The sequence below is a fragment of the Erwinia sp. PPS120 genome (assembly GCF_047918655.1).
Lineage (GTDB): Bacteria > Pseudomonadota > Gammaproteobacteria > Enterobacterales > Enterobacteriaceae > Erwinia > Erwinia tasmaniensis_A.
This window is the reverse complement of sequence record NZ_JBLREF010000038.1, coordinates 19,145-45,739: the sequence shown is the minus strand read 5'-3', so window position 1 is coordinate 45,739 and position 26,595 is coordinate 19,145. Positions and strand designations below refer to the sequence as shown.

The following is a 26,595-nucleotide window of genomic DNA, read 5'->3' as shown; positions in this document are numbered from 1 at the left end:
ATCCAGCTGAGCTACGGATGCAAATGGCGGTGAGGCGGGGATTCGAACCCCGGATGCAGCTTTTGACCGCATACTCCCTTAGCAGGGGAGCGCCTTCAGCCTCTCGGCCACCTCACCATACGCACTCTTGCGAGTTGTGCTTCAGAACGTTGTTTCTGCTCATCGGCACTGCGTGGCGCACATATTACTTTGGCGGACTTATAAGTCAAACAATTTTTCCCCTTACGTGTTTAATTGCACATTTCGCAGGCGATTGGGGTGTTTTGACGACAAAAAGAGTGATTTATCAACAATGAAACCAGGGCTGGTCAACAACGATTAGTGGTGTAGGCCAACAAAAAAAGCAGGCTGCAAAGGCGATAACAATGGGGGTAACAGAGGAATGGCGGAGAATGGGAGGGAAAAACAGCAAACCGGTAGCGCCTCGCTATTGGCAGCGAGACGCTGGATCCGTTAGTAACTCGTTGGCTGAGTTTTTTCGGCCTGAATACGCTGATAAATTTCTTCGCGATGAACCGATACTTCTTTAGGGGCGTTCACACCGATGCGAACCTGGTTCCCTTTGACACCCAGCACCGTTACAGTCACCTCATCACCGATCATGAGGGTTTCACCAACTCGACGAGTTAGAATAAGCATTCTTTGCTCCTTGAAAGATTAAAAGAGTCGGGTCAAGTGTCGCCCGGCATTATCCATCGTATAACGCTAAATGTAGACTATGACAAATACATTACAACTGCACCATCATACCAATACATTATGCTGATACTTAGTTTAGCCGAAATAGGCACCGTCAACCTGACTTTATGTGTTTTGGCCCGCACCCAATCAGAAAAACGCTGAGGGAATCCCCCTGCAGCGCCTTCTGAGATGCATTTTTATTAGACTTACAGTTTTGTTGCAATCCATGACTCGACGCCAGCCAGCGCGGCTGGTAGCGCCTGAGCATCCGTCCCGCCCGCCTGAGCCATGTCCGGACGCCCGCCGCCTTTTCCGCCGACCTGCCGGGCCAGTTCACCCACCAGTTCGCCAGCTTTAACGCGGTCAGTAAGATCTTTGGTCACCCCGGCGATCAGAGAGACTTTACCATCTGCAACCGTCGCCAGCACGATGATGGCAGACTTCAGCTGGTTTTTCAGTTCATCGACCATCGTACGCAACATTTTCGGATCAACGTTTTTCAACTCGCTGACCAGCAGCCGGGTGCCTTTTACTTCAATCGCCTGACTGCTCAGTGAAGCGCTTTCCTGTGCTGCCTGCTGATCCTTCAACTGCTGAAGCTCTCTTTCCAGTCCACGCACGTTTTCGATCATGGCGCGAACTTTTTCATTCAGGTTACTGCTGTTCGCTTTAATAAGCTGAGCGATATCCTGTAGCTGCTCGCTTTGTGCGTACATCTGCGTCAGGGCGCTCTCACCCGTCACGGCTTCGATACGGCGTATGCCCGCTGCCGTGCCGGATTCCGCAAGAATACGGAACAGACCAATGTCGCCCGTACGGCTGGCATGCGTACCGCCACAGAGTTCAGTAGAGAAATCTCCCATGGTGAGAACGCGCACGTGATCATCATATTTTTCGCCGAACAGCGCCATGGCACCGTGCGCCTTCGCGGCTTCCAGCTCCATGATGTTGGTTTCAACCGCCAGATTCCGACGGATTTGCGCATTAACGATCTCTTCGACCTGACGGATCTCCTGCGGCTTCATAGCTTCGGTATGAGAGAAGTCGAAGCGCAGGTACTTATCGTTCACCAGCGAGCCTTTCTGCGCCACGTGGTGGCCTAATACCTCGCGCAGCGCGGCATGCAGCAGATGCGTCGCAGAGTGGTTCAGACGGATGCGGGCGCGACGCGTCGGATTGACGTCTGCTTCCAGCCGCTCGCCGGTGCGCAGATGGCCAGATTCAAGCCTGCCGATATGACCAATCGCCTGGCCGTACTTCTGCGTATCCGTCACGGCAAAGCGCGCCGCACTGCTCTTCAGCTCGCCCGTGTCGCCAACCTGACCGCCCGATTCGCCATAAAAAGGCGTCTCGTCCAGGACAATCACCCCTACCTGACCGGCTAAAATCTCGCTGGCGGGCTTGCCGTCTACGAAGATAGCGGTAACGGTCGCGTTCAGCTCAAGCTGGTCGTAGCCCTTGAAAGAAGAGGCTTCATCAATACGGATCACATTGTTGTAATCGGTGCCGAAACCGCTGGCATCACGCGCGCGCTGGCGCTGCTGCTCCATCGCCTGCTCGAAGCCGGCTTCATCAATTTTCAGGTTACGCTCACGGCACACGTCCGCCGTGAGATCCATCGGAAAGCCAAAGGTGTCGTACAGGCGGAAGACGGTTTCACCATCAAGCGTATCGCCAGTAAGCTTATCCAGCTCTTCATCCAGCAGCGCCAGACCACGCTCGAGGGTTTTTGCAAACTGATCTTCCTCAGTACGCAGAATCTGCTCAACATGCGCCTGCTGCTCGACCAGATCATGAGCCGCCGGGCCCATTACTTCAATCAGCGGTGCCACCAGCTTCCAGAAGAAACTACCCTGTGCGCCCAGCATATTGCCGTGGCGGATGGCACGACGAATAATGCGGCGAAGAACGTAGCCACGGTTTTCGTTTGATGGGACAACGCCATCGGTCACCAGGAACGCGCAGGAGCGAATATGATCGGCAATCACGCGCAGTGATTTATTGCTAAGGTCGGTGGCGCCGGTCACGTCAGCCACGGCCTTAATCAGCTTCTGGAACAGATCAATCTCGTAGTTAGAGTTGACGTGCTGCAATACGGCGGTGATACGTTCCAGCCCCATACCGGTATCGACAGAGGGTTTTGGCAGCGGCAGCATGGTTCCGTCCGACTGACGGTTAAACTGCATAAAGACGATGTTCCAGATCTCAATATAGCGATCGCCATCCTCTTCCGGGCTACCCGGAGGGCCGCCCCAGATATGGTCGCCGTGATCAAAGAAAATTTCGGTACAGGGACCGCACGGGCCGGTATCGCCCATCTGCCAGAAGTTATCCGAGGCGTAGGCGCTGCCTTTGTTGTCGCCAATGCGGATAATACGCTCACGCGGTACGCCCACATCGTTGGCCCAGATGTCAAAAGCCTCGTCATCGGTTTCGTAAATGGTCACCCAGAGCTTATCTTTTGGCAGATTGAACCACTCCGCGCCGGTTAATAACTCCCAGGCATAGCTGATAGCATCATGCTTGAAGTAGTCGCCAAAGCTGAAGTTGCCCAGCATTTCAAAGAAGGTGTGATGACGTGCGGTATAACCGACGTTTTCCAGATCGTTATGCTTGCCGCCTGCGCGAACGCAGCGCTGCGAGGTGGTGGCGCGCGAATAGCTGCGTTTGTCCCCACCAAGGAAGACATCTTTAAACTGGTTCATACCGGCATTGGTAAACAGTAATGTCGGGTCATTCGTCGGCACAAGGGAGCTACTGGCTACAACCTGGTGTCCCTTGCCATGAAAGAAATCGAGAAACGCCTGGCGAATCTCTGCAGTGCTTTTGCTCATAATTATCCTGAAATCACGCTAACAAACGTTTCGTGGATTTTACTCTGCCGACAGGAAAACCCTGATACCGACAATGCACGATCATAAAGTGGTGAATAAGATAAAATTTCTGCGCTGGGAAGTAAAATCCCAATGACGGTCATTAGCCGAAATTTGAGAAAATCGCGCGAATATCGTCAGAAAGGAAGCCTTTTGTCATCAGATAGCGCTGGACCTTCGCTTTTTCCTTCCATTCAGTTGGCAGCGGCAGGCCAAACTTACGTTCGGCCGCCGCAAGGGCCTGGGCTTCCCAGTCAATATCCGCCTCTGCCAGCGCCTGGTCAGTCAGGGATTTTTCAACGCCCTTCTGCCCCAGCTCCATGCGGATACGCTGTGGACCGTAGCCTTTGCGACTGCGGCTGGCAACGAAGCGTTCGGCAAAGTGGGCATCGTCCAGATAGCGGTTTTCAAAACACCAGGCGACCACCTTATCTGTCAGTTCCGGAGAGAGCGTTTCGGGCTCCTGTGACGTTGTTTTAGCAAACAGGGCGGCACGCTCCGCGGAAAGCGTGAGCTTACGGCGAAACTCGGACTCACTATGGTCACGCATTGCCAGAATGCGCATCGCCCGGTCTAAAAGACGAGAAAACTGGGTACGTTCGCTGGCGTCAGACATCATTCTCCATAAAAGGATTGGGTTAATAACAGGTTCAGGTTAAGGGTAGCGAGGAACGGGCAAAGAAACAAAGATGTGCGGGGATTTTTGCAGATACGGTAAAACCAGGTGCGGGCAGGCGTGGCGGACATAAAAAAGAGCGGCTTTGACACCGCTCTTTTTTGCTTACTGGCCCGCATCTGAGCAAAACAGTCGCGCATTTCGCTCAGGCAGACCATCAGCCCATTTAGTTGGCTTCGCTGGCTTCGTCAGTTTCAGCTTCGGTCGGGATGAAATCCGGCTTGCTATCCGGGTTATTCAGCAGCATCGCGCGCAGCCTGGTGTCGATCTCGTTAGCGGTCGCCGGGTTCTCTTTCAGGAAGTTGCCCGCATTGGCTTTACCCTGGCCGATTTTATCGCCGTTGTAGCTATACCATGCACCGGCTTTTTCGATCAGCTTGTGCTTCACGCCCAGATCCACCAGTTCACCGAAGGTATTGATGCCTTCACCATACATAATCTGGAACTCGGCCTGCTTAAAAGGTGCGGCGATTTTATTCTTCACCACCTTCACTCGCGTTTCACTGCCCACCACCTCATCGCCTTCCTTGATGGCACCAATGCGGCGAATATCCAGGCGAACAGAGGCGTAGAACTTCAGTGCGTTACCACCGGTAGTGGTTTCCGGGTTACCAAACATAACGCCGATTTTCATACGGATCTGGTTGATAAAGATCAGCAGCGTACTGGAGTTTTTCAGGTTACCCGCCAGCTTACGCATCGCCTGGCTCATCATACGTGCCGCAAGGCCCATATGAGAATCGCCAATTTCACCTTCGATCTCCGCTTTCGGCGTCAGCGCCGCCACGGAGTCAACGATTATCACATCTACCGCACCTGAGCGCGCCAGGGCGTCACAGATTTCCAGCGCCTGCTCACCGGTATCGGGCTGAGAGCACAGCAGGTTGTCGATGTCCACGCCCAGCTTTTTCGCATAGACCGGATCCAGAGCATGCTCGGCGTCGATAAATGCGCAGGTTTTGCCTTTACGCTGCGCTGAGGCGATGACCTGTAGGGTCAGCGTCGTTTTACCTGAGGATTCCGGGCCATAGATTTCTACGATACGGCCCATCGGCAGACCACCCGCACCCAGTGCGATGTCCAGCGACAGGGAGCCGGTGGAGATGGTTTCCACATCCATAGTGCGGTCTTCACCCAGGCGCATGATCGAGCCTTTGCCAAATTGCTTTTCAATCTGGCCCAGCGCTGCTGCCAGTGCTTTTTGCTTGTTTTCATCAATAGCCATTTCAACTCCTAATCACGCGGGGTAAAGCACACTTATGTGGCTTTGCATCATCTTCAATATGGAAGCAATTATACTGTATAGTCATACAGTATCAAGTTTATTTTTCCAGAAACTGTTTACGTAGTCTGAGCAGCGCCCAGGCCGTGGCCTGGCGGCGAACGGCCTCGCGGTTACCAACAAAAACCTGCCGTTGCGCCTCAGTGGTTTTACCGGCAGCGGCGAAACCGAACCATACGGTGCCAACGGGTTTTTCCTCGGTGCCACCGTCCGGCCCGGCAATGCCGCTGACGGAAATAGCATACTGAGCATGGGCTTTATCACGCGCTCCCTCGGCCATCTCCCTTACCACCTCTTCACTCACGGCACCAAAGCGCGACAGTGAGGCCGCCGTTACCCCTACCAGTTCCTGCTTGGCGTCGTTACTGTAGGTGACGAAACCGCGCTCAAACCACTGGGAACTGCCGGCAATATCGGTCAGGACCTTTGCGATCCAGCCGCCGGTGCAGGACTCAGCCGTGGTGAGCGTCGCCCGCTGGCTAAGCAATCGCTGACCAATATCCGCGCTCAGCTGGTGTAATTCATTATCGTTCATTTTTACTCCCTGTGCGTTCACCCGTGAAGAGAGACACATTATCACTTTTTATCGCCCCGGCGCGCAGCGCATTCCCGGGTTGCGAGATGCTTTCCATTGCTGGCACCATGGTATGCTCAACAATCAGTAAAGCATCCCCCTACCCTTTCTGCGCCACGATAAACAGGCGCGGGAAAGGCATCAGTAGATTTCCATCTTCACGGATCCGATAGGCCCCTTCCAGCTCACGGTGATACTGCGTGAGAAACACCCGCTGATCATCTTCCGTCAGGGGCGCAAGGAAAGGCCGCAGGCCGGTGGCTTTTAGCCAGTCAATTATCGCCGCGTGCGAAGGCATGATGTGATAATAGGTCGTATGCCAGATATCCACATAACAACCGGCGGCGCTAAGCAGATCGTAACAGGCATCGACGGACAGTATTCGCTTGCGCCGGGACGCCTCCTCACCGATTTTCTCCCGCCAGGCGGGCGACTCCGCTACTTTGCGCATCAGGCTGTGGGTCGGCTGGTCGAGATTATCCGGCATCTGTACCGCCAGCACGCCGCGCTCCGCCAGCTGTGAAATCAGATGCGGCAGCAGCCGTTGATGGTCGCTCAGCCACTGTAAGGATGCATTCGCATAGATCACATCCTGAGGTTGACTGGCCCGCCAGTGCTGAATATCAGCCTGAATAAACTGACAGTTCGGCAGTCGTTCACGGGCCTGCTCAAGCATAGCCTGCGAACTGTCCAGCCCGGTGATGCTGGCCGCGGGCCATGCATGATAAAGCAGTTCGGTACTGTTGCCAGGGCCGCAGCCAGGATCGGTCACCTGCTGCACGTGATTGTGGACAATGCGTGCAAGTAGCTCCCTGGCCGGACGGGTTCGCTCAGCTTCGAACTGACGATAGAGATCGGGGTTCCAGTCGTTCATATCATCCTCATCAACCGTATTTCGGTCTGATAACTTTAGAATGCCTGCGGACAACGGCAAAGTATTCATCTGCCTCGGGCTGACGTTTTGGGGGAAATCTCTGCCCAGCGTCATGTCTACCCACAGGTGGGTCTGTTTTACGCCGCATCGCTTGTTTCCTGCCGATCATTTGGACATTATCGAATTCTTATAACAATTAGCCGTTGATAAAAGAGCGGCTGTTTTCTGATTATTGTTGTCCGCAAGCAGCAGGCAAAGCGTATTTAACACAGGGGAAGTAATGAACGCGTCTGAACCAGAGGATATTGACCAGCGAATTACCGCCGTGGTCAACGAGCTGGAGCCACATCTGGTGACCCTCCGCCGGGACATCCACGCCCATCCTGAGCTGGGTTTTGATACCCATCGTACCGCCGGAGTCGTCATTAAGGAGCTGGAAAGGCTGGGCTATAAGCCCATACGCGGTATCGGTAAAACGGGCGTGATGCTCGATATCAAGGGTGAAAAAGCAGGCCCTAACCTGCTGTTGCGCGCCGATATGGACGCGCTGCCGATAGAAGAGAAAACCGGCCTGCCCTTCGCCAGCGTCTGGCCAGGAAAGATGCATGCCTGCGGTCATGATTTGCATACCACCACCCTGCTGGGCGTAGCCGCTGCGGTGAAAGCGCTGCAGCCTGAGCTGAAAGGCTCCCTCCGGCTGATCTTCCAGCCTGCCGAAGAGACGACCGAAAGCGGTGCGGCGGCGATGATTGCCGATGGCGCAGCGGAGGGGCAGGAGCTGGCGATTACCTTTCATAACCGCCCCGAACTGCCGGCGGGAAATATCCTGCTCACGCGGGGAGCCAGTACCGCCTCCTGCGACGAATTTGACGTGCGTGTTATCGGGGTATCCGGCCACGCGGCACGACCGCACACTACCGTTGATCCGATTGTGGCGACGGCATGGCTGATCACCCAGCTACAGACCATTATTTCCCGCGAGATGGATCCGGCCCACTCCGCCGTGCTGACCGTGGGTCATATTGAGGGCGGCGCCATCCATAATATTATCCCGGACGCCTGCCTGTTCAGAGGAACCGTCCGGGCGCGCTCTGCCGCCTCGCGCGATCGCATTGAAGCATCGTTTCGTCGCATTTGCGAAGGTGCCGCGATCGCATTCAATGTGCAGGTGGAAATTGATTATCAGCGCGGCGTCCCGCCGTTGATTAACGACGACCGCCTGGTCGATCGGGCGATAGAGAGTCTTACCCGCCAGTTCAACAAAAAACCTGAGGTTCAGCAGGGCAGCAGCTTTGGCGCCGAGGATTTCTCTTACTTCTCTGAGCTTATACCTGCCTGTCAGATCCATATTGGATCGGCTCAACCCGGTCGCCATGACCATCTGCACAATTCCGATTACCAGCCGGACGAAAGCTGCATCAGCTTAGGGACAATCGCCCTGACCCGTCTGGCACTGGATATTCTCTCTTAATCATTATTTTTAACCGGGGTAGTTAATGAATCTGACACGCAAACGTTTCCTGAGCGGGGTCATCGCCGCACTGGGCCTGCTGATCCTGCCGCCGTTACAGGCGAGAGATCTTTCCTCCGTAACCTTCGCCACCGAAGGCGGCTTCCCGCCCTATAACCAGACCACCCCCAGCGGTGAGATCGTTGGTTTTGAGCCAGATATGATCAAAGAGATCGCCAGGCGCGCGGGCTTCGACTACAAAATTGTGCCGCAGAACTGGAGCGGCATGATTGCCGGCCTGCTGGACAAGAAATATGACGCGATTTTTGATGCCATCTCCATCACCCCGAAGCGTCAGGAAACCATTAGCTTTACCCATCCTTACATCAATGGCGGTTCCGGCTTTGTCACCACCAAAGATGGCAGCGTTACCAGCCTGCCGGGCAGCGGCGTCAAAGTGTCCCTCAGTGACGCCAACGCCACGCAGCCTGCTATCGACAGCCTGGCCAAAGTACTGAAGGGCAAGACCGTCGGCGTTCAGGTTGCCACTATCCAGGCCGACTTCCTGAAGAAATACTTTGGCGATATCGCCACTATCCGCACCTATCCCAACGGCAAGGATACCTTCTTCGATCTGGATGCGGGTCGCGTAGATATGGTGATGGCCGCGGTGCCAAACCTTACCGCCTATGTTAAACGCAGCGGCGGTAACGGGCTGCTGACGGGCTATACCTTCCAGAACGGCATACTGGGTGAAGGATCTGCAATTGGCCTGCGCAAAGAGGATACCGCGCTACAGACGAAGATGAACGCAGCCATTGATTCCATGGTAAAGGACGGCACGATGAAGGCGCTGATTATTAAATGGTTCGGTATCGACCTTGCGCCAAAAGCCTGAGCCAATGGATTGGTATCAACCTGATGCCCCTGTTTTGACCGGAGTCTCTGATGGGGATTGACTGGCAGCTTCTGGGTTTTGGCCCTGAGGGTTGGGGGCCCGTGCTGCTGAAAGCCGCAGGCGTAACGGTATCCGTTTCGCTCTGCGCCTTTCTGCTCGGCTCGGCGATTGGCAGTCTGGTGGCCTGGGCCAAAATTGCCGGCAACCGCTGGCTGCAACGCCTGGCCGGGGGCTATACCGTGGTGCTACGCGGCATACCCGATTTGATTGTTATCTATATCTTCTACTTTGGCGGGCGTCAGGCGCTGGCGTTTTTCGGCCAGGCGCTGGGCATGCAGGGCCCTTTCGATATCAGTGGCTTTATCGCCGGTGCGCTGGCTATCGGACTGATTTCAGGTGCGGGACAGGCAGAGGTTTTCCGCGGCGCATACTCCACCATTCCAGGAGGGACGCTGGAAGCAGCGACGGTGGTGGGTATGGGCAAGGGGGTAATGTTCCGCAGGATTATTGTCCCGCAGGCGTTAAGCAGCGCCATTCCGGGGTTAGGAAATCAGTGGCAGTCGGTAATTAAAGAGTCGGCGCTGGTGTCGGTCACCGGCCTGGTAGAAACCATGAACCAGGTGCAGGTCGCCTCAGGCTCCACCCAGATGCCCTTCTTCTTCTTAGCCGTTGGCGCCGTTATCTATCTGCTGATCACTACCGTTTCTGAGGTGGTCATTCGCCAGGCGGAAAAAAGGTCGCAGCGCGGTCAGAACACTCACCAGCATTAAGGGCGCAGCCATGGATTTTACTTTTATACAAGAGACCTTTGTAAAGCTGTTAGCCGGCCTGCCGCTCACGATCAACCTGACGGTGCTGTCGCTTTTGGGCGGCGGCGTGCTGGCGCTGTTACTTAATCTGCTGCGCACCAGCCGCACAGGGAGCTACGTGGCGAAAAGCTACATTTTTCTGTTTCGCGGCACGCCGCTGCTGATCCAGATTTTTATGATCTACTACGGCCTGGGCAATATCAGCGCAATCCGTCACAGCATGCTCTGGCCTTTTCTGCGCGATCCCTGGTGGTGTGGCCTGCTGGCGCTGATCCTGAACGATGCCGCCTACACCGCTGAGATCCTGCGCGGCGGCATTCGCGCCGTTCCGTCGGGCGCGATTGAGGCCGCTCGCGTTTGCGGCATGTCCTCCGTTACGATCCTCAGACGCATCACACTGCCGATCGCCGTGCGTCAGGCCCTGCCCGCCTACAGCAACGAGGTTATCTCTATGGCGAAATCAACCTCGCTGGTCAGCACCATCAGCCTGATGGACGTGACCGGCATCGCCAATGCGGAAGTCTCTTCGACCTACCGCGCACTGGAGGTTTTTATCAGTGCGGCGGTGATTTACCTGGCAATATCGTTAATCGTTACCCAGGCGATGACGCTTTGTGAGAAATGTCTTTCACCCGATAAGTTCGGAGCACAAGCATGACGCCCCCCACCCTGACGCTGCGTAATATAAAGAAGAGTTTTGGTCAGCATGAGGTGCTGCATGATGTCAGCCTGACCGCCAATGATGGTGATGTGATTTCCCTGATCGGTGCCAGCGGTTCGGGCAAGAGCACGCTACTGCGCTGCATTCCCTTTCTTGAGGTCCCCCAGGGGGGTGAGATCCAGCTGGCGGATGAAAAAATCAGCCTGACGGGAACGGGCGCTGCGCTGACGCGCGCGCAGCAGGCTACGGTGAAGAGAATTCGCCAGCAGCTGGGCTTTGTCTTTCAGAGTTTTAATCTCTGGCCGCATCGCACCGTGTTGCAGAACATCATCGAAGCGCCGGTGCATGTGCAAAAGCGCAACCGCCGGGAGTGTATTGAAGAGGCGGAAGCGCTGCTGGAAAAAGTCGGACTGTATGCTAAAAAAGATGCCTGGCCCGCCCATCTTTCCGGCGGTCAGCAACAGCGTATCGCCATTGCCCGTGCGCTGGCCCAGCACCCTAAGGCCATTCTGTTTGATGAGCCAACCTCGGCGCTGGATCCTGAACGGGTCGGAGACGTGCTGAAGGTGATCCGCAGCCTGGCCGACGAGGGACGCACCATGATTATCGTCACCCATGAGATGGGCTTTGCCAGAGAGGTATCGAACAAGGCGATCTTTCTGCATCAGGGCGTCATTGAAGAAGAAGGCCCGCCGGAACAGGTTTTCAGCGATCCTCTGTCGGATCGCTGTCGCGCCTTTGTCAGCAGCCATTTTCAGCGCAATTATTAACCGTTAGCGGGCATCACGTACCGCCAGCCCCAGCTGCCACACCGCCATGCCGTAGTGGTTGCTGTGGTTATAGCGGGTGATGGCATAAAAGTTAGGCAGCCCAAACCAGTACTGATAGCTGTTACCCATATCAAACCGCAGCAGGCTGACCTGCTGATTGCCGTCCAGTCTGATCTGCGGCTGGAAGCCGCCAGCGGCAAGCGATGCCACCGAGTAGCGGGTTTTGAAGCCGGTTTCCCAGGTGGTGGAAGGGCCGGTTGCCGGTACGGCTACCGTGCCATTTTTCTGCCAGCCGTGCTCGCTGAAATAGTGCGCCACGCTGCCAATCGCATCGACCGGATCCCACAGGTTAATATGCCCATCGCCATTAAAATCTACCGCGTAGCTTTTAAAGGATGAGGGCATAAACTGACCGTATCCCATTGCACCCGCGTAGGAGCCGCGAAGATCCAGCGGATCGTCATGCTCTTCCCTCGCCATCAGCAGAAAGGTCTCCAGCTCGGCGCTAAAAAAGTCGGCACGGCGGGGATAGTTAAAGGCCAGCGTGGAGAGCGCATCAATAATACGGGTTTTGCCCATTACGCGGCCCCAGCGCGTTTCCACGCCGATAATGCCAACGATGATCTCCGGTGGCACGCCATAAACCTTATAAGCGCGCTGTAGCGCGTCCTGATACTGATCCCAGAATGCCACGCCGTTTTGCACGTTTGACGGCGTAATAAATTTGGCACGATAGCGGATCCATGCACCATTCGGCCCGGTTGGTCCCTGAGAGATCGGCGCCTGACGATCCATCAGCCGTACCACCCAGTTAAGGTTCTTCGCCTGCGCCAGCACGTCATGCAGCTGCTGACGCTGAAAGCCATGCTCACGCACCATTTTATCTACAAAGCGTTCGGCGGCGGGGTTATTCGCAAAATCGCCTCTCAGGGGATGGTAATCGTGGCTGGCGTCCAGCCGGAATCCCCCGCCGAAGGGATTCCCCTGCGGCTCGACGGCCTGAGGCGGTTTATGGCTGCTGCAGGCGGAGAGTAAAACCAGTGCAGGCAGCAGTGAAAGCAGATAACGCATGAAATATCCCTGTCCAGAGTCGATGCGAAAAAGAGTTGTGAACAGGGTAGTTCATTGGCCCTGATGATGAAATGGGACGCGAAAATAATAGTCATGTGTTTCACCCTGCGCGACGGCATGGTCATCCTGTTTCCAGGACTGTAAAAAAGCAGGCTGCCCTGGGGCAGCCTGCTTATGGAGATAATGCGAATGCTGCGTCTTAACGACGCCAGCCTCCGGCATTACACGACGGGGCGATGACGCTTAACGACGATGACGGACCAGCTGATAGCGACGGGTGAGATACTCCACCGGCGCGCTCCAGATGTGAACCAGGCGACAGAAGGGAAACAGCAGGAACAGCGTCATTCCCAGCACCATATGCAGCCGAAAGATCGGTGCCACGCCCTGTAAATGCTGCGACGCGCCGCCGTGAAAGCTGACCACCGCCTGCGCCCATGCCGCCAGCTTCATCATTTCGCTACCGTCCATATGCTGGGCAGAGAAGGGAATGGTCAGCAGCCCCAGAGCCGCCTGCACCACCAGCAGCGTCAGGATCAAAATATCGCCAACGCTGCTGGTGGCCCGTATGCGAGGATTAAACAGGCGGCGTTTGAGCAGCAGCGCGCCGCCCGCCAGCGTCAACAAACCGCAGACGCCGCCGGCCACCATCGCCAGTTTCTGCTTAGCGTCTACCGGCAGAAATGCCTGATAGACCCAGTGCGGCGTAAGCAGGCCAACAAAATGCCCCAGCAGGATGCCGATAATCCCAATATGGAACAGGTTTGAGGCCAGCCGCATGCCCTTTTTATCGAGCATCTGGCTGGAGCCTGCCCGCCAGCTGTACTGCCCATAGTCATAGCGCAGCCAGCTGCCCAGCAGAAATACCGTTCCTGCCAGCCAGGGATAAATATCAAAGAAGAAATGCGTTAAGAATTGCACGATGGGCCTCCCGTTGATCGCGCCGTGGCCTGTGCCACCTCCAGATACTTTGGTACAACCGCCCCAGCGAAGCGCTGCTGATGACGGGCCTGCTGGGCCGATGCGCAGCCCTGTTCTCCGAGGAATTTCACCTGCTCCTCCTCCCAGACGGCGTCCAGCGCGGCGGGAGTATCGTCGCGGGCCTCTTTTATCACCTCCGGCAGCAGCGATCGGGCATCGAGATCGCTCCCGGCTAGCGTCAGAAGGGCTTCGAACAGCCGCGCATAGCCGCTTTCGCGCTGCTGCAACCGCGCCGCCAGCAGCGCCAGAATCGGGGCAATATCCTGTAGCCCGCTTCGCGCCCGACGCGCATCACCGTTACTCAGATACTCGAGGTAAAGCGGCAGGAAGTCCGGCAGCTCTTTAGCATCAGGCTCCAGCCCGTCCGCACGGTACTGGGCCAGCAGATCGACCATCGCCTGCCCGCGATCGCGCGATTCACCATGGACATGCTCAAACAGCAGCAGAGACGTCGCACGGCCGCGATCGAACAGTGCGCAGTAGTCAGCCTGCACCTCCAGCAGCGGGCGCGCGCAGAGCTGGTGGATAAACGCCACCAGCCCGGCGGCGTCGGGAAGCGTCAGGTCGCCAGCCGTATCCAGCGCCTCAGCCAGGCTGTGCTGGTGGTCAACTAATGCCTGATCGGGATAATCCAGCAGGCGTGAGATGATGCGTAGCAGTATCACAGGCTATCCTCCCCGGGGGCGTGTCTGGCGGCAGCGTGGATGCCATTCTCACTTACGGCGTTAACAGAATTGGCGCGGGAGGCTGCCCCCTGCGGCGCGCTCCTGCGGGTGACGTCGATGGCGTCGATGCGGCGGGTGTTAAACAGGTTGAATTTCCCTTCGCTGCCGTGGCAGCCGTCGCCAAAGCTGAAGCCGCAGCCTTTGCTTTCTGCGAACGCATCGCGCGCCAGTTCCCGGTGGCTTGAGGGCACCACAAAGCGATCTTCATAATTTGCAATCGCCAGGTAGCGATACATCTCTTCCGCCTGCGCCCGGGTCAGCTCCACCTGCTCCAGCGCGCGGGTATCCAGCGTGCCCTCTACCGTTTCCGCACGTTTATAGTGCCGCATTGCCAGCAGCCGCTTCAGCGCCAGCAGCACCGGCGCGGTATCGCCCGCAGTCAGCAGATTAGCCAGATACTGCACGGGAATGCGCAGGCTTTCGACGTCCGGCAGCATGCCCGTATGCGCCAGCTCACCGGCATCTGCGGCCGACTGAATTGGCGACAGCGGCGGTACGTACCACACCATCGGCAGCGTACGGTATTCAGGGTGCAGCGGCAGCGCCAGCTTCCACTCCATCGCCATTTTATACACTGGCGAACGCTGGGCGGCGTCAATCACGCTCTGCGGGATGCCCTCTTCTAACGCGGCGGCGATAACCTCCGGATCGCTGGGATCGAGGAAGATATCCAGCTGACGCTGGTAGAGATCCTTGTCGTTCTCCACCGACGCCGCCTGTTCTATCCGATCGGCGTCATACAGCAGGACGCCGAGATAGCGAATACGCCCCACGCAGGTTTCGGAGCAGACCGTCGGCTGTCCTGCTTCGATGCGGGGATAGCAGAAAATGCACTTTTCCGACTTGCCGCTCTTCCAGTTAAAATAGATCTTTTTATAAGGACAGCCGGTCAGGCACATACGCCAGCCGCGGCATTTGTCCTGATCGATAAGCACGATGCCATCCTCTGCGCGCTTGTAAATCGCCCCGCTCGGGCAGGTTGCCACGCACGCGGGATTGAGGCAGTGCTCGCACAGGCGCGGCAGATACATCATAAAGGTGTGTTCAAACTGGCCGTAAATCGCTTTCTCCATATTGTCGAAGTTTTTATCAGCCGAGCGTTTGGAAAATTCCCCCCCGAGGATCTCCTCCCAGTTTGGCCCGTTTTCAATTTTTTTCATGCGCTGCCCGGTGATCAGCGAACGCGGGCGCGCAATCGGCTGGTGTTTGCCCGCCGGGGCGTTATGCAGCGTCTGGTAGTCATAGTCAAAGGGTTCGTAGTAATCATCCAGTCCGGGCAGATCGGGGTTAGCAAAGATTTTTGCCAGCACCCCGACACGGCTGCCCATACGCGGCTCAAGCCTGCCGCCGATCTTGCGGATCCAGCCACCCTTCCACTTCTGCTGATCTTCCCAGGCGTGGGGATAACCCAGTCCCGGCTTGCTCTCAACGTTGTTAAACCAGGCGTATTCCATTCCTTCCCGGCTGGTCCAGACGTTTTTGCAGGTGACCGAGCAGGTGTGACAGCCGATACATTTGTCCAGATTCAGCACCATGCCGACCTGTGAGCGAATTTTCATGCTTTTTTCTCCTGCTGGCTGCCCTGACATTGATCGTTGCCCTCACCGTCCAGCCAGTTCACTTTGTTCATTTTTCTGACCACCACAAACTCATCGCGGTTGGATCCCACGGTGCCGTAATAATTGAACCCGTAGGACTGCTGGGCGTAGCCGCCGATCATATGGGTCGGTTTCGGACAGGCGCGGGTCACCGAATTGTGGATGCCGCCGCGCTGGTGGGTTATTTCGGATCCAGGGATATTTACGATGCGTTCCTGCGCGTGGTACATCATGGTCATTCCGGCCGGTATACGCTGGCTGACTACGGCCCGGGCGGTCAGCGCGCCGTTCGCGTTAAAGGCTTCGATCCAGTCGTTATCGACAATGCCCAGCGCCTGCGCATCCTCTTCGCTGATCCAGACAATCGGACCGCCGCGCGACAGGGTCAGCATCAGCAGGTTATCGCTGTAGGTCGAGTGGATCCCCCACTTCTGATGTGGCGTCAGGAAGTTAAGCGCCCGCTCAGGATTGCCGTTTGGCTTCTGATTCAGCAGCGGCGCAGCGGCGCGGGTATCAATAGGTGGGCGATAGACCAGCAGGCTTTCACCGAAGGCGCGCATCCACTCGTGATCCTGATACAGCTGCTGGCGACCGCTCAGGGTGCGCCAAGGGATCAGCTCGTGCACGTTGGTATAACAGGCGCTGTAGGAGACGTGCTCATCCTCCAGCCCTGACCACGTCGGACTGGAGATAATTTTTCGCGGCTGAGCCTGAAGATCGCGGAAGCGGATCTTCTCATCCTCTTTATTTAACGCCAGATGCGTATGATCGCGCCCGGTGATATCGCTGAGCGCCTGCCAGGCTTTCACCGCCACCTGGCCGTTGGTTTCCGGCGCCAGAGAGAGGATCACTTCAGCGGCATCAATCGCCGTGTCGATATTCGGCCTGCCCGCCCCCGGGCCATCGGCTTTGACGTAGTTAAGCTGTTTAAGGAATTCGACCTCCGTCTGTGTGTTCCAGCTGATGCCCTTCCCACCGTTCCCCAGCTTGTCCAGCAGCGGGCCGAGCGCGGTGAAGCGTGCGTACGTCGCCGGATAGTCACGCTCGACCGCAATAATATGTGGGGCGGTTTTTCCGGGGATCAGCTCACATTCGCCCTTTTTCCACTCGTTAACGCCCAGCGGCTGCGCCAGCTCCGCCGCTGAATCGTGCTGGATCGGCAGCGTAACGATATCAATCTCCTGCCCCAGGTGACCGACGCAGATTTCCGAGAAAGTCTTAGCGATGCCCTTATAGATCTCCCAGTCGCTTTTCGATTCCCACGCCGGGTCAACGGCCGCCGAAAGGGGATGAATAAACGGATGCATATCCGAGGTGTTCATATCGTCTTTTTCATACCAGGTCGCGGTGGGCAGCACGATATCGGAATAGAGGCAGGTACTGGACATGCGGAAATCCAGCGTCACCACCAGATCCAGCTTGCCTTCACCGCCGGTATCCTGCCACTCGACCTCTTCCGGCTTCATGCCACCCTGCTTACCCAGATCCTTACCCTGAATGCCATGTTCGGTCCCCAGCAGATATTTCAGCATGTACTCATGCCCCTTACCGGATGAGCCAAGCAGGTTGGAACGCCAGACAAACAGGTTGCGCGGGAAGTTTTGCGGATTATCCGGCTGCTCGGCGGCAAAGCGCAGGCTGCCCTGCTTCAGGCTCTCAACGGTGTAGTCCACCGCCGTCTGTCCTGCCGCTTTCGCCCTGGCTGCAATATGTAGCGGGTTAACGTTAAGCTGCGGTGCGGAAGGCAGCCAGCCCATGCGCTCGGAACGGACGTTGAAGTCAATCAGGCTGCCGCTGTAGCGGGATTTATCTGCCAGCGGCGACAGGAGCTCGTCGGGGGAAAGCGTCTCATAGCGCCACTGGCTGGCGTGGTTATAAAAGAAGGAGGTGCTGTTCATATGGCGCGGTGGGCGCTGCCAGTCCAGCGCAAAGGCCAGCGGCGTCCAGCCGGTTTGCGGCCGCAGCTTTTCCTGGCCGACATAGTGCGACCAGCCGCCGCCGCTCTGACCGACGCAGCCGCAGAAAATCAGCATATTGATCAGCCCACGGTAGTTCATGTCCATGTGATACCAGTGGTTCATTCCGGCACCGACGATGATCATTGAGCGGCCACGGGTTTTTTCGGCATTGTCGGCAAATTCACGGGCGATGCGAATGATATTCTGCCGCGACACGCCGGTCACCTGCTCGGCCCAGGCTGGGGTGTAGGCCTTAAGATCATCGTAGTCGCGGGCGCAGTTAACATCGTCCAGCCCCCGATCCAGACCGTAATTCGCCAGAGTCAGATCGTAAACGCTGGTCACCCGCGCCTCACTGCCGTCCGCCAGCCGTATGCGCCTGACCGGCAGCCTGTGGCGCTGGATAGCTTCCAGCGCCACGCTGTTGAAGTTTTCGCTGACGATGCCGCCGAAATAGGGGAAACCCACCTCAACTACCTCATCATGACTGCCCAGCAGGCTGAGCTGGAGTCCAACCTCCTGCTGAGCGGTCCCTTCACGCGGCTCCAGGTTCCACTTGCCCTTTTCACCCCAGCGGAAACCCATCGAACCCTGAGGCACCACCAGCTCACCATCCTGCTGATTGATAGCAATGGTTTTCCACTCGGGATTATTTTGCTGGCCCAGACCATCTACCAGGTCGCTGGCGCGCAGCTGACGCCCCGCCGCATAGTAGCCGCCCTCGCGTGGCTCCAGCAGAACCAGCATCGGCATATCGGTATAGCGGCGTACGTAGTCGCGGAAATAGCTCACCTCACGGTCAAGATGGAACTCTTTCAGCATGACATGACCCATCGCCAGCGCCATCGCGCTGTCCGTACCCTGCTTCGGATTGAGCCACTGATCGCACAGCTTGGCGACTTCGGCATAGTCCGGCGTTACCGCGACCGTTTTCGTGCCTTTGTAGCGCACTTCCGTAAAGAAGTGCGCATCCGGCGTACGGGTTTGCGGCACGTTAGAGCCCCAGGCGATGATGTAGGAGGCGTTGTACCAGTCGGCCGACTCCGGCACATCGGTCTGTTCGCCCCAGGTCATCGGCGAGGCGGGCGGCAGATCGCAGTACCAGTCGTAGAAGCTTAAGCAGACGCCGCCAATCAGCGAGAGGTAGCGCGAACCGGCCGCATAGGAGACCATCGACATCGCCGGGATGGGTGAAAACCCCATAATGCGATCCGGGCCGAAAGTCTTAGCCGTATAGACGTTCGACGCCGCGATCAGCTCATTCACCTCCTGCCAGCTTGAACGCACAAAGCCGCCGCGTCCGCGCGCGGCTTTATAGCTCCGGGCTTTCTCCGGGTCGCTGACAATGCTGTCCCAGGCCAGCACCGGATCGCTGTGCCGGGCTTTTGCTTCACGCCACAGCGCAATCAGTGCCTTGCGCATCAGCGGATATTTCAGACGATTGGCGCTGTAAAGATACCAGGAGTAGCTGGCGCCGCGCGGGCAACCTCGCGGCTCATGGTTGGGTAAATCTGGTCGGGTGCGTGGGTAGTCAGTCTGCTGCGTTTCCCAGGTCACCAGACCATTTTTGACGAAAATTTTCCAGCTGCACGATCCGGTGCAGTTGACCCCGTGAGTGGAGCGAACCACCTTGTCATGCTGCCAGCGGCTGCGGTAACCCGCTTCCCAGTCGCGATTGGCATCGAGTGTCTGGCCATGGTTACCAGAAAACGGTTCCGCCCGTTTAAAGTAGCGGAATCTGTCCAGAAATTTGCTCATCCGGTATTCTCCTGAAGGCCTGGTGTTATCACAGGCTTCACAAAACGACATTGCGTAAACTGCGCATGCGCGCGGTAAGGTGAATCAGTCAGTCTGCTTTTTTACGGCCATACACCCACCAGGTGATGGCCACGCAGATCAGATAAAACGCCAGAAAAACCTGCATTGCCCCGGCGGGTGTGCCGGACACACTTAGCGACAGGCCAAAGGTCTGGGGAATAAAAAAGCCGCCCAGCGCGCCAATTGCCGAAATAAACCCGAGTGCTGCGGAGGTTTCCGTCACCGCCTCCCGCTGGGCTTTTTCGTCGCTGCCGCCGTCACTTTTGATCCTCTCGTAGGTCTGCCGACGAAAGATCGCCGCAATCATCTGGAACGTGGACCCGCTGCCCAATCCGGCATTGATAAACAACACCATAAAGACGACGTAGAAAGCGATGAAAGAGCCTTGTCCTTCCCCCGGTAGCGTCAGGAACAGCAGCGCGGTAAACAGGGCCATAACGATGAAGTTAAGTAGCGTGACGCGCACGCCGCCAAAGCGGTCAGAGAGCATGCCGCCCACTGAACGCGCCAGCGCGCCGAGGAAGGGGCCGAAAAAGGCGTAGCGCAGGATCACAACCTCGGGAAACTGCGTTTTTGACAGCATCGCAAAACCCGCAGAAAAGCCGATAAAAGAGCCAAAGGTGGCCAGATAGAGCACCGCCATAATCCACAGATGCGGCCGCCGCAGCACCGTTAACTGCTCGCGCAGCGAGGATTTTGCCGCGGCAAGATCGTTCATGCCAAACCAGGCGGCCAGCGTGGCTACGGTCAGCAACGGCACCCAAATCCATGCGGCGTTTTCGAGCCACAGCGGTTCACCGTCAACCTGTACGCCGTCGCTCATGAGACCAAAGATCGCGACGGATATCGCCAGCGGCGCAAAGAACTGCATTACGCTGACGCCCAGGTTACCCAGGCCACCGTTAATGCCCAGCGCGCTCCCCTGCTTTGCCCTGGGAAAGAAAAAGCTAATGTTGCCCATGCTGGACGCAAAGTTCGCCCCGGCAAAACCGCAGAGCAGCGCAATCACCACAAAAGTTGCAAACGAAGTTCGGGGATCCTGTACGGCAAAACCCAGCCACAGGCAGGGAACCAGCAAAATTGCGGTGCTGAAGGCATTCCAACGCCGTCCGCCGACCAGCGGGATGACGAATGAGTAGGGCACGCGAAGCAGCGCGCCGGAGACGGCGGGCAGCGCAGTCAGTAAAAATAGCTGCTCGGTGGTAAAGTGAAATCCAACCCTGTTCAGGTTGACCGCTACGGCGCTGAACAGCATCCAGACGCAGAATGAGAGCATCAGGCAGAAGACGGAGATCCACAGGTTACGGCGGGCAATATGCTTCCCGTACTGCTGCCAGAAGGCAGGATCCTCCGGCTGCCACTGCTGTAGCACCGCACCACGCTGCGGCGGGGAGAGGGAGTGTTCTTGTGACATCATTTTCTCGCTGGCAGATAAAATTGACCCACATCCTGATGATCCCCCCCTCCCGTGAGGTTGATGTAAATCAACGGCCCGGCAGGTAAATTTTTCTCATCAGGGTCTGCTAACCTCTTAAGGGGTATGACTGGCATCGCTTTAACCACAGAATATTTATGGAAATAGTGTTTTTTTTTGCCTGATGCCTTCTGATACCTCTCCACTGTGGAAATTAATGCTTACCTCTTTGGTGGTATAGGGTTAACAATAACGATGGGTAAAATAGCGTCGACGAACGATTTTAGTGGCCGGAATGCCCGACCACGCGCTTATGGGATACATGCTGTGAAAGAAAAAGCCGCCACTCTGCTACTGATTGACGATCATCCCATGCTGCGCAATGGCGTAAAGCAGCTGATTGGGCTGGACGATCGCCTGCTGGTGGTCGCTGAAGCCAGTAACGGGGAACAGGGCGTGGCACTGGCCGGGCTACACGATCCCGATCTGATCCTGCTCGATCTGAATATGCCCGGCATGAACGGGCTGAGTACGCTGGTGCAGCTGCGTACGCTGGAACTCACCGGGCGCATCGTGGTGTTTACCGTATCCGATCACGAAGATGACGTGGTTAATGCCATTCGCGGCGGCGCCGATGGCTACCTGCTGAAGGATATGGAGCCGGAGGAGCTGCTAAAGTCGCTGCATCAGGCCGCTGCCGGACAGATGGTGTTAAGTGAGACGCTCACCAACGTGCTGGTGACCAGCCTGCGGGAAAACCGCCCGGAGGCGCGCGATATCAGCCAGCTTACCCGCCGCGAACGCGATATTCTGCGGCTGATTGCCCAGGGGATGACCAACAAGGCAATCGCCCGACGACTCTGCATTACGGAAAGTACGGTGAAAGTTCACGTTAAACATCTGCTGAAAAAAATGCGCTTAAAATCGCGCGTGGAAGCCGCCGTCTGGGCTTTGCAAAGTGGACATCAATAAGCATGAATGATTCACGAAAACCCGGGCCGCTGCGCAGGCGCCCGATGAAACTCAGCACGACCGTCTCGCTGATGCTCGGCACGGTGATTCTGGTGGTATTACTGAGCGTACACTGGCTGTATGTGGTACAAATCAGCAATGTCACCCGTGAAGGGGTAAAAGATAAGGCGCTGGCCGTTGCCAGGACGCTCGCGGCATCACCCGATATTCAGCGCGGCCTTACTTTGCCCCCCGACAGCAATATTATTCAGCCCATCGCGATGTCCGTGCAAAAAAACAACGGCCTGCTCTTTGTGGTAGTGACCAATATGCAGGGGCGACGATATTCCCATCCTAATCCTCAGGCCATCAATCAGCACTTTATCGGTGAAGATCTCAATGCGGCGCTACAGGGGCATGAGAATATCGCCGTTAACAAAGGCATACTGGATGAGGCGCTACGGGTTTTCACCCCGGTGTATAATGCGCAGCGCCAGCAGATTGGCGTGGTGGCGATTGGTATCTCCCTCAGTAGCGTAACGCAGCAGATTAACCATAGCCGCTGGGATATTCTCTGGACGGTGCTGTTCGGCACGCTGGTCGGCGCAACGGGCGCGGTTTGTCTGGTCACGGTGCTAAAACGCCTGCTGTTTGGGCTTGAGCCTTACGAGATTTCCGCGCTGTTTGAGCAGCGGCAGGCGATGCTGCAATCCATTCGGGAAGGGGTTATCGCGGTCGATGACCAGGCCCAGGTGACGCTGATTAACGAAGAGGCGCGGCAGCTCTGTATGGGCTCAACCGCCGCGGACGCCGGCAATATTATCGCCAATCTTCGCGACGTATTACGCAACAACACTTCCCGGCAGGATGAAGAGATCCACGTTAATGGCCGCATCCTGCTCAGTAATACGGTGCCGGTACGCAGCAACGGTGCGGTACTGGGGGCCATTTGTACCTTCCGTGACAAAACTGAAGTGACTCAGCTGATGCAGCGAATGAGCGGCATGGTGAACTACGTCGATAACCTGCGCGCGCACTCTCATGAGTTTATGAACAAACTGCATGTTATTCTGGGCCTGCTGCATATGAAGAGCTATACCCAGCTTGAGGATTACATTCTTAAAACGGCCAATAACTACCAGACGGAGATTGGTTCACTGCTGCTGCGCATCAAATCGCCAGTGGTCGCCGGTTTCCTGTTAAGCAAAATTAACCATGCATCGGACACCGGCCACCAGCTCACGCTGAATGAAGACAGCTTTTTGCCCGAAAGCAGCAATGAAAAACAGGTTTCCACGCTGATTACCGTGTTGGGCAACCTGATTGAAAATGCCTTTGAGGCGATGAGCGGCCAGCCCGAAGGCGAGGTGAACGTTCTGCTGCACTATCAAAATGGCTGGCTGGCCTGTGAGGTTAGCGATGACGGGCCGGGCATTCCGGCCGCGCATCTGGACGCGATTTTCGAGAAAGGTTTTTCAGCCAAAGGTGAGCGTCGCGGCATGGGCTTATTTCTTACCCGACAGCAGACGCTGAGTATTGGAGGCGAAATTATCGTAGAATCCGAACCCGGTGTTTACACCCAATTTTTAGTCCAACTGCCCTGGGATGGAGGAAACATACGCGCATGCTAAATGTGTTAGTTGTTGATGATGATGCAATGGTCGCAGAACTAAACCGCTGCTACATCGGCCAGATCCCTGGTTTCACCTGCTGCGGCATTGCTTCCACGCTGAAACAGGCGAAGGAGATACTGCTGGACAGTACCCTGCCGGTAGACCTGATCCTGCTGGATATCTATATGCAGCAGGATAACGGTCTGGATCTGCTGCCGGAGCTGCGCCACGCAAAGCGCAGCATTGACGTCATCGTGATCTCTTCCGCCGCCGATGCCGACACCATCCAGCAGTCACTTCACTATGGCGTCGTCGATTACCTGATTAAGCCGTTCCAGTTTTCCCGCTTTGAAGAGTCGCTGACCGGATGGCGGCATAAAAAAACGCTGAAGGATAATCATCAATATTTCGAACAGGCCGACGTCGATGTGCTGCTGCACGGTCATCCTGCGGAGAATGGCGAAACGCACCGCCTTCCCAAAGGGTTAACGCCTCAGACCCTGCGGACCCTGTGTCAGTGGATTGATGCGCACCCAGGTACCGAGTTTTCCACCGATGAGCTGGCCGCCGCGGTCACTATCTCCCGCGTATCCTGCCGGAAATATCTTATCTGGCTGGCCCAGCGGCATATTCTGTCCACTAACCTTCACTACGGTGCCACGGGCAGGCCGGTATACCGCTACCGGCTACAGGTTGAACACCAGGCCCTGCTCAGGCAGTTCTGCCAGTAATATTATCCGCTACTGGCGTCAGGCCAGGTGATAGCTGTCGTCCCGCAGGGTAAAGGAGAACTGCCGCGGCGACGAGAAAACAACCTGCCGATCGCGGGTAACAAACAGGGCCTCGATAGCCGGAATATCGGCAAGGTAAGCGAGGCTTTTCTCTACGCCCATGCCGTACAGGAGCGTGGTAAAAATATCGCCATCGATCGAGTCATCAGAAATGACGGTGACGCTGAGCAGTTCGTTATCCAGCGGGTAACCGGTGTGGGGATCGAGGATATGGTGATAGCGCTGCCCCTGAATTTCAAAGTAACGCTCATAAACGCCAGAGGTGACCACGGATTTACCGGTGACGTTAATCACGCCAATCAGCTCATCCGGCGCGCCAAAGGGTTTTTTCAGACCAATTCCCCAGCTGCCAGGCGAGCTGTCCGGGGTACCGCCCAGCGTCTGAACGTTCCCCCCCAGATTAATCAGCGCGTTTTCCACTCCTTCCTGCCGCAGCAGATCCCTGACCCGGTCAGCGATATACCCTTTTGCGATGGCGCCCAGATCTATCTCCATTCCGCGTTTTTCCAGAAAGACCGAACGTAACTGCGGGTCGAGGATCACCTGCTGCGGCTGAGTCAGCGCGCGCAGAGCGAGGATCTCCTTTGCAGGCGGCACGCTGTCGCCGTTAAAGCCAATTCTCCAGCGCTTCACCAGCGGCCCGATGGCCAGATTAAAACAGCTGCCGGGCATCATGCTGACTTCTTTTGCCCGGGCAATAAGATTAAACACCGGCTGGCTAACCACCACAGGGTGGTCACCCGCCGCATGGTTAATCGCCATCACCTCGGAATGCGGCCGGTTTACCGTCAGCAGCGTTTCCAGCTGTTTGATCAGGCGAAAGACGCGCATGGCCCGGCCTTCGTTATGTTCAAACAGCTTAAGCAGGATCGGTGAACCCATCAACACGGCGGAATAGCCGTAAACCCGACCCTCTGCTGACATGATTTCTTTCCTCGTTAGTGTCAGAGGAGGTATTTGCCTCCTCTGATGCCCTTTGATCTTACCCGCGTAATGTGGACACAACACTAAGCGAGGTTCTGGTTTTCAAACTGGGCCGGGCTGAGACCGCCACAGGAACTGTGATGTCGCCACCGATTGTAATCACACTCAATATAATTAAACTCCGTCGTTCGCATTATTTCCCGGCGGGTAAAGTGTCCCCCATGGAAGCATTCCACCTTTAGCGAGTGGAAGAAGCTTTCCGCACAGGCATTGTCATAGCAGCAACCCTTTGCACTCATGCTGCCATGCATATTGTATCGCTTCAGTAACGCCTGATAATCCGCAGAGCAGTACTGTCCACCATGGGCGGTGTGAACGATGACATTTTCCGGACGTTTTCGCTGCCAGAGTGCCATTTGCAGTGCATCGCACACCATCTGTGCCGTCATCCGTGCGAAGGTACGTTATGTCTCCCGCCCACTTCTGGTTCGGGCCGCTGGCGCTGAAGTCCTGCTTCAGTAAATTCTCCGATACCGGCAGGCTATGCTCACGGTAGCTGACCGGGCTGAACTTCCGGGAGGCTTTCGCCCGCAGTCCCTGACGACGCAGGCTGGCGGCAATGGTTTTGATATTGTATTCCGGCAGTTCTCTGGCCAGAAGAGGCGCGCCATAACGCCTTTTTGCCTCAGTGAATGCCTTACGGACGGCGGCATCGCAGATAAGACGGCATTGCTGGCGCGGGCCGGGCTGATGGCGGCGCAGACGCCAGGCATACCAGCCGCTGCGGGCAACCCGCAGCACCCGGCACATGGCTTTAATGCTGAACTCAGCCTGATACTTTTCGACAAAGAAATACTTCATTTCAGGCGCTTCGCGAAGTATGTCGCGGCCTTTTGGAGAATGGCCAGCTCTTCCGCCTGCTCAGCCAGTTGCCGCTTAAGGCAGGCATTTTCAGCGGCCAGTTCACTTTCACGCTCTGACGCGGTCACTCTCTGCTGTTGCTTGCTGCGCCAGGTATAAAGCTGTGATTCATACAGGCTGAGTTCGCGGGCCGCGGCAGCAACACCCATTTGCTCAGCAAGCTTCAGCGCTTCGTTGCGAAATTCAAGCGAGTGCTGCTTACGGGGCTTTTTGCTGGTCGATGTTGGTTTTGTCATGAGTCACCTCTGGTTGAGAGTTTACTCACTTAGTCGCGTGTCCACT

Annotated in this window: 20 protein-coding genes, 1 tRNA gene and 2 pseudogenes; 8 read left to right on the top strand and 15 right to left on the bottom strand. The window is 56.5% G+C overall.

What is annotated here, in order from left to right; genetic code table 11:
* Positions 1 to 24 precede the first annotated feature (24 nt).
* The 7 genes from ACLRGG_RS18285 to tam all read right to left on the bottom strand — a co-directional run bounded on the left by ACLRGG_RS18285 (position 25) and on the right by tam (position 6,960).
* A tRNA-Ser gene (locus tag ACLRGG_RS18285) sits at positions 25 to 117 on the bottom strand.
* A gap of 336 nt (positions 118 to 453) precedes the next feature.
* Complete coding sequence (gene csrA, locus ACLRGG_RS18280) at positions 454 to 639, bottom strand: carbon storage regulator CsrA (protein ID WP_026112062.1); 186 nt, start codon at positions 637 to 639, stop codon at positions 454 to 456.
* A 248-nt stretch (positions 640 to 887) separates the two neighbouring features.
* Positions 888 to 3,515 (bottom strand): alanine--tRNA ligase, encoded by a 2,628-nt coding sequence (alaS, locus tag ACLRGG_RS18275; RefSeq protein WP_416251100.1) that lies wholly within the window; start codon positions 3,513 to 3,515, stop codon positions 888 to 890.
* A gap of 142 nt (positions 3,516 to 3,657) precedes the next feature.
* Positions 3,658 to 4,170, bottom strand: coding sequence for a regulatory protein RecX (locus ACLRGG_RS18270; RefSeq protein WP_416251099.1), 513 nt, complete (start codon positions 4,168 to 4,170; stop codon positions 3,658 to 3,660).
* A gap of 226 nt (positions 4,171 to 4,396) precedes the next feature.
* A complete protein-coding gene (recA, locus tag ACLRGG_RS18265; protein WP_416251098.1) occupies positions 4,397 to 5,455 on the bottom strand; it encodes a recombinase RecA in 1,059 nt (352 codons plus the stop codon).
* A gap of 97 nt (positions 5,456 to 5,552) precedes the next feature.
* Positions 5,553 to 6,047 (bottom strand): nicotinamide-nucleotide amidase, encoded by a 495-nt coding sequence (gene pncC / locus ACLRGG_RS18260; protein WP_416251097.1) that lies wholly within the window; start codon positions 6,045 to 6,047, stop codon positions 5,553 to 5,555.
* Positions 6,048 to 6,186: 139 nt separating this feature from the next.
* The gene (gene tam, locus ACLRGG_RS18255; protein ID WP_416251096.1) at positions 6,187 to 6,960 is read right to left on the bottom strand and encodes a trans-aconitate 2-methyltransferase; all 774 of its coding nucleotides are present in this window, start codon (positions 6,958 to 6,960) and stop codon (positions 6,187 to 6,189) included.
* Between the two features lie 280 nt (positions 6,961 to 7,240).
* Here tam and ACLRGG_RS18250 point away from each other — a divergent pair, with 280 nt between their 5' ends.
* Genes ACLRGG_RS18250 through ACLRGG_RS18230 form a run of 5 tightly spaced genes read left to right on the top strand, consistent with a single transcriptional unit; the run spans position 7,241 to position 11,548 of the window.
* The gene (locus ACLRGG_RS18250; protein WP_416251095.1) at positions 7,241 to 8,431 is read left to right on the top strand and encodes a M20 metallopeptidase family protein; all 1,191 of its coding nucleotides are present in this window, start codon (positions 7,241 to 7,243) and stop codon (positions 8,429 to 8,431) included.
* Positions 8,432 to 8,456: 25 nt separating this feature from the next.
* Positions 8,457 to 9,308, top strand: a complete 852-nt coding sequence (locus ACLRGG_RS18245; RefSeq protein ID WP_416251094.1) for a transporter substrate-binding domain-containing protein — start codon at positions 8,457 to 8,459, stop codon at positions 9,306 to 9,308.
* 50 nt (positions 9,309 to 9,358) lie between these two features.
* Complete coding sequence (locus ACLRGG_RS18240; RefSeq protein ID WP_416251093.1) at positions 9,359 to 10,078, top strand: ABC transporter permease; 720 nt, start codon at positions 9,359 to 9,361, stop codon at positions 10,076 to 10,078.
* Positions 10,079 to 10,088: 10 nt separating this feature from the next.
* Entirely contained in the window at positions 10,089 to 10,775 is a 687-nt protein-coding gene (locus ACLRGG_RS18235) for an ABC transporter permease (protein WP_416251092.1), read from the top strand.
* Positions 10,772 to 11,548, top strand: coding sequence for an ABC transporter ATP-binding protein (locus tag ACLRGG_RS18230; RefSeq protein ID WP_416251091.1), 777 nt, complete (start codon positions 10,772 to 10,774; stop codon positions 11,546 to 11,548). Before ACLRGG_RS18235 ends, ACLRGG_RS18230 begins: the two co-directional genes overlap by 4 nt.
* A 3-nt stretch (positions 11,549 to 11,551) precedes the next feature.
* On the opposite strand, the gene mltB is transcribed toward ACLRGG_RS18230, so the two are convergent.
* The 6 genes and pseudogenes from mltB to ACLRGG_RS18200 all read right to left on the bottom strand — a co-directional run bounded on the left by mltB (position 11,552) and on the right by ACLRGG_RS18200 (position 21,113).
* Positions 11,552 to 12,619 (bottom strand): lytic murein transglycosylase B, encoded by a 1,068-nt coding sequence (mltB, locus tag ACLRGG_RS18225; RefSeq protein ID WP_416251090.1) that lies wholly within the window; start codon positions 12,617 to 12,619, stop codon positions 11,552 to 11,554.
* A gap of 243 nt (positions 12,620 to 12,862) precedes the next feature.
* The gene (narI, locus tag ACLRGG_RS18220) at positions 12,863 to 13,540 is read right to left on the bottom strand and encodes a respiratory nitrate reductase subunit gamma (RefSeq protein WP_416251089.1); all 678 of its coding nucleotides are present in this window, start codon (positions 13,538 to 13,540) and stop codon (positions 12,863 to 12,865) included.
* Positions 13,528 to 14,265, bottom strand: a complete 738-nt coding sequence (narJ, locus tag ACLRGG_RS18215; protein ID WP_416251088.1) for a nitrate reductase molybdenum cofactor assembly chaperone — start codon at positions 14,263 to 14,265, stop codon at positions 13,528 to 13,530. Before narJ ends, narI begins: the two co-directional genes overlap by 13 nt.
* Positions 14,266 to 14,363: 98 nt before the next feature.
* Positions 14,364 to 15,884, bottom strand: a pseudogene (gene narH, locus ACLRGG_RS18210) (nitrate reductase subunit beta); the annotation flags it as partial.
* Positions 15,881 to 19,639 (bottom strand): nitrate reductase subunit alpha, encoded by a 3,759-nt coding sequence (locus ACLRGG_RS18205; protein ID WP_416251087.1) that lies wholly within the window; start codon positions 19,637 to 19,639, stop codon positions 15,881 to 15,883. The pseudogene narH and the gene ACLRGG_RS18205, both read right to left, overlap by 4 nt.
* 88 nt (positions 19,640 to 19,727) lie before the next feature.
* Positions 19,728 to 21,113 (bottom strand): NarK family nitrate/nitrite MFS transporter, encoded by a 1,386-nt coding sequence (locus ACLRGG_RS18200; protein ID WP_416251102.1) that lies wholly within the window; start codon positions 21,111 to 21,113, stop codon positions 19,728 to 19,730.
* A gap of 327 nt (positions 21,114 to 21,440) precedes the next feature.
* Here ACLRGG_RS18200 and narL point away from each other — a divergent pair, with 327 nt between their 5' ends.
* The 3 genes from narL to dcuR are packed head-to-tail and all read left to right on the top strand — an operon-like array spanning position 21,441 to position 24,408.
* A complete protein-coding gene (narL, locus tag ACLRGG_RS18195; protein ID WP_416251086.1) occupies positions 21,441 to 22,085 on the top strand; it encodes a two-component system response regulator NarL in 645 nt (214 codons plus the stop codon).
* Between the two features lie 2 nt (positions 22,086 to 22,087).
* Positions 22,088 to 23,695 (top strand): sensor histidine kinase, encoded by a 1,608-nt coding sequence (locus ACLRGG_RS18190; protein ID WP_416251085.1) that lies wholly within the window; start codon positions 22,088 to 22,090, stop codon positions 23,693 to 23,695.
* Complete coding sequence (dcuR, locus tag ACLRGG_RS18185; RefSeq protein ID WP_416251084.1) at positions 23,689 to 24,408, top strand: two-component system response regulator DcuR; 720 nt, start codon at positions 23,689 to 23,691, stop codon at positions 24,406 to 24,408. The genes ACLRGG_RS18190 and dcuR overlap by 7 nt, the downstream gene beginning before the upstream one ends.
* A gap of 18 nt (positions 24,409 to 24,426) precedes the next feature.
* Here the strand turns inward: dcuR and ACLRGG_RS18180 are convergent, their stop codons facing one another.
* Both ACLRGG_RS18180 and ACLRGG_RS18175 read right to left on the bottom strand, forming a co-directional pair.
* Positions 24,427 to 25,392, bottom strand: coding sequence for an FAD:protein FMN transferase (locus ACLRGG_RS18180; RefSeq protein WP_416251083.1), 966 nt, complete (start codon positions 25,390 to 25,392; stop codon positions 24,427 to 24,429).
* 83 nt (positions 25,393 to 25,475) lie between these two features.
* Positions 25,476 to 26,549 (bottom strand): annotated as a pseudogene (locus ACLRGG_RS18175) (IS3 family transposase).
* Between the last annotated feature and the right edge of the window lie 46 nt (positions 26,550 to 26,595).

Excerpts from the sequence above, each read along its gene's own strand:
- ACLRGG_RS18205 (WP_416251087.1), bottom strand. The coding sequence starts at position 19,639 with ATGAGCAAATTTCTGGACAGATTCCGCTACTTTAAACGGGCGGAACCG.
- recA (WP_416251098.1), bottom strand. The coding sequence starts at position 5,455 with ATGGCTATTGATGAAAACAAGCAAAAAGCACTGGCAGCAGCGCTGGGC.
- dcuR (WP_416251084.1), top strand. The coding sequence starts at position 23,689 with ATGCTAAATGTGTTAGTTGTTGATGATGATGCAATGGTCGCAGAACTA.
- ACLRGG_RS18190 (WP_416251085.1), top strand. The coding sequence starts at position 22,088 with ATGAATGATTCACGAAAACCCGGGCCGCTGCGCAGGCGCCCGATGAAA.
- ACLRGG_RS18245 (WP_416251094.1), top strand. The coding sequence starts at position 8,457 with ATGAATCTGACACGCAAACGTTTCCTGAGCGGGGTCATCGCCGCACTG.
- ACLRGG_RS18250 (WP_416251095.1), top strand. The coding sequence starts at position 7,241 with ATGAACGCGTCTGAACCAGAGGATATTGACCAGCGAATTACCGCCGTG.
- ACLRGG_RS18240 (WP_416251093.1), top strand. The coding sequence starts at position 9,359 with ATGGGGATTGACTGGCAGCTTCTGGGTTTTGGCCCTGAGGGTTGGGGG.
- ACLRGG_RS18235 (WP_416251092.1), top strand. The coding sequence starts at position 10,089 with ATGGATTTTACTTTTATACAAGAGACCTTTGTAAAGCTGTTAGCCGGC.
- ACLRGG_RS18200 (WP_416251102.1), bottom strand. The coding sequence starts at position 21,113 with ATGTCACAAGAACACTCCCTCTCCCCGCCGCAGCGTGGTGCGGTGCTA.
- csrA (WP_026112062.1), bottom strand. The coding sequence starts at position 639 with ATGCTTATTCTAACTCGTCGAGTTGGTGAAACCCTCATGATCGGTGAT.
- ACLRGG_RS18230 (WP_416251091.1), top strand. The coding sequence starts at position 10,772 with ATGACGCCCCCCACCCTGACGCTGCGTAATATAAAGAAGAGTTTTGGT.
- ACLRGG_RS18180 (WP_416251083.1), bottom strand. The coding sequence starts at position 25,392 with ATGTCAGCAGAGGGTCGGGTTTACGGCTATTCCGCCGTGTTGATGGGT.
- ACLRGG_RS18270 (WP_416251099.1), bottom strand. The coding sequence starts at position 4,170 with ATGTCTGACGCCAGCGAACGTACCCAGTTTTCTCGTCTTTTAGACCGG.
- mltB (WP_416251090.1), bottom strand. The coding sequence starts at position 12,619 with ATGCGTTATCTGCTTTCACTGCTGCCTGCACTGGTTTTACTCTCCGCC.
- pncC (WP_416251097.1), bottom strand. The coding sequence starts at position 6,047 with ATGAACGATAATGAATTACACCAGCTGAGCGCGGATATTGGTCAGCGA.
- tam (WP_416251096.1), bottom strand. The coding sequence starts at position 6,960 with ATGAACGACTGGAACCCCGATCTCTATCGTCAGTTCGAAGCTGAGCGA.
- alaS (WP_416251100.1), bottom strand. The coding sequence starts at position 3,515 with ATGAGCAAAAGCACTGCAGAGATTCGCCAGGCGTTTCTCGATTTCTTT.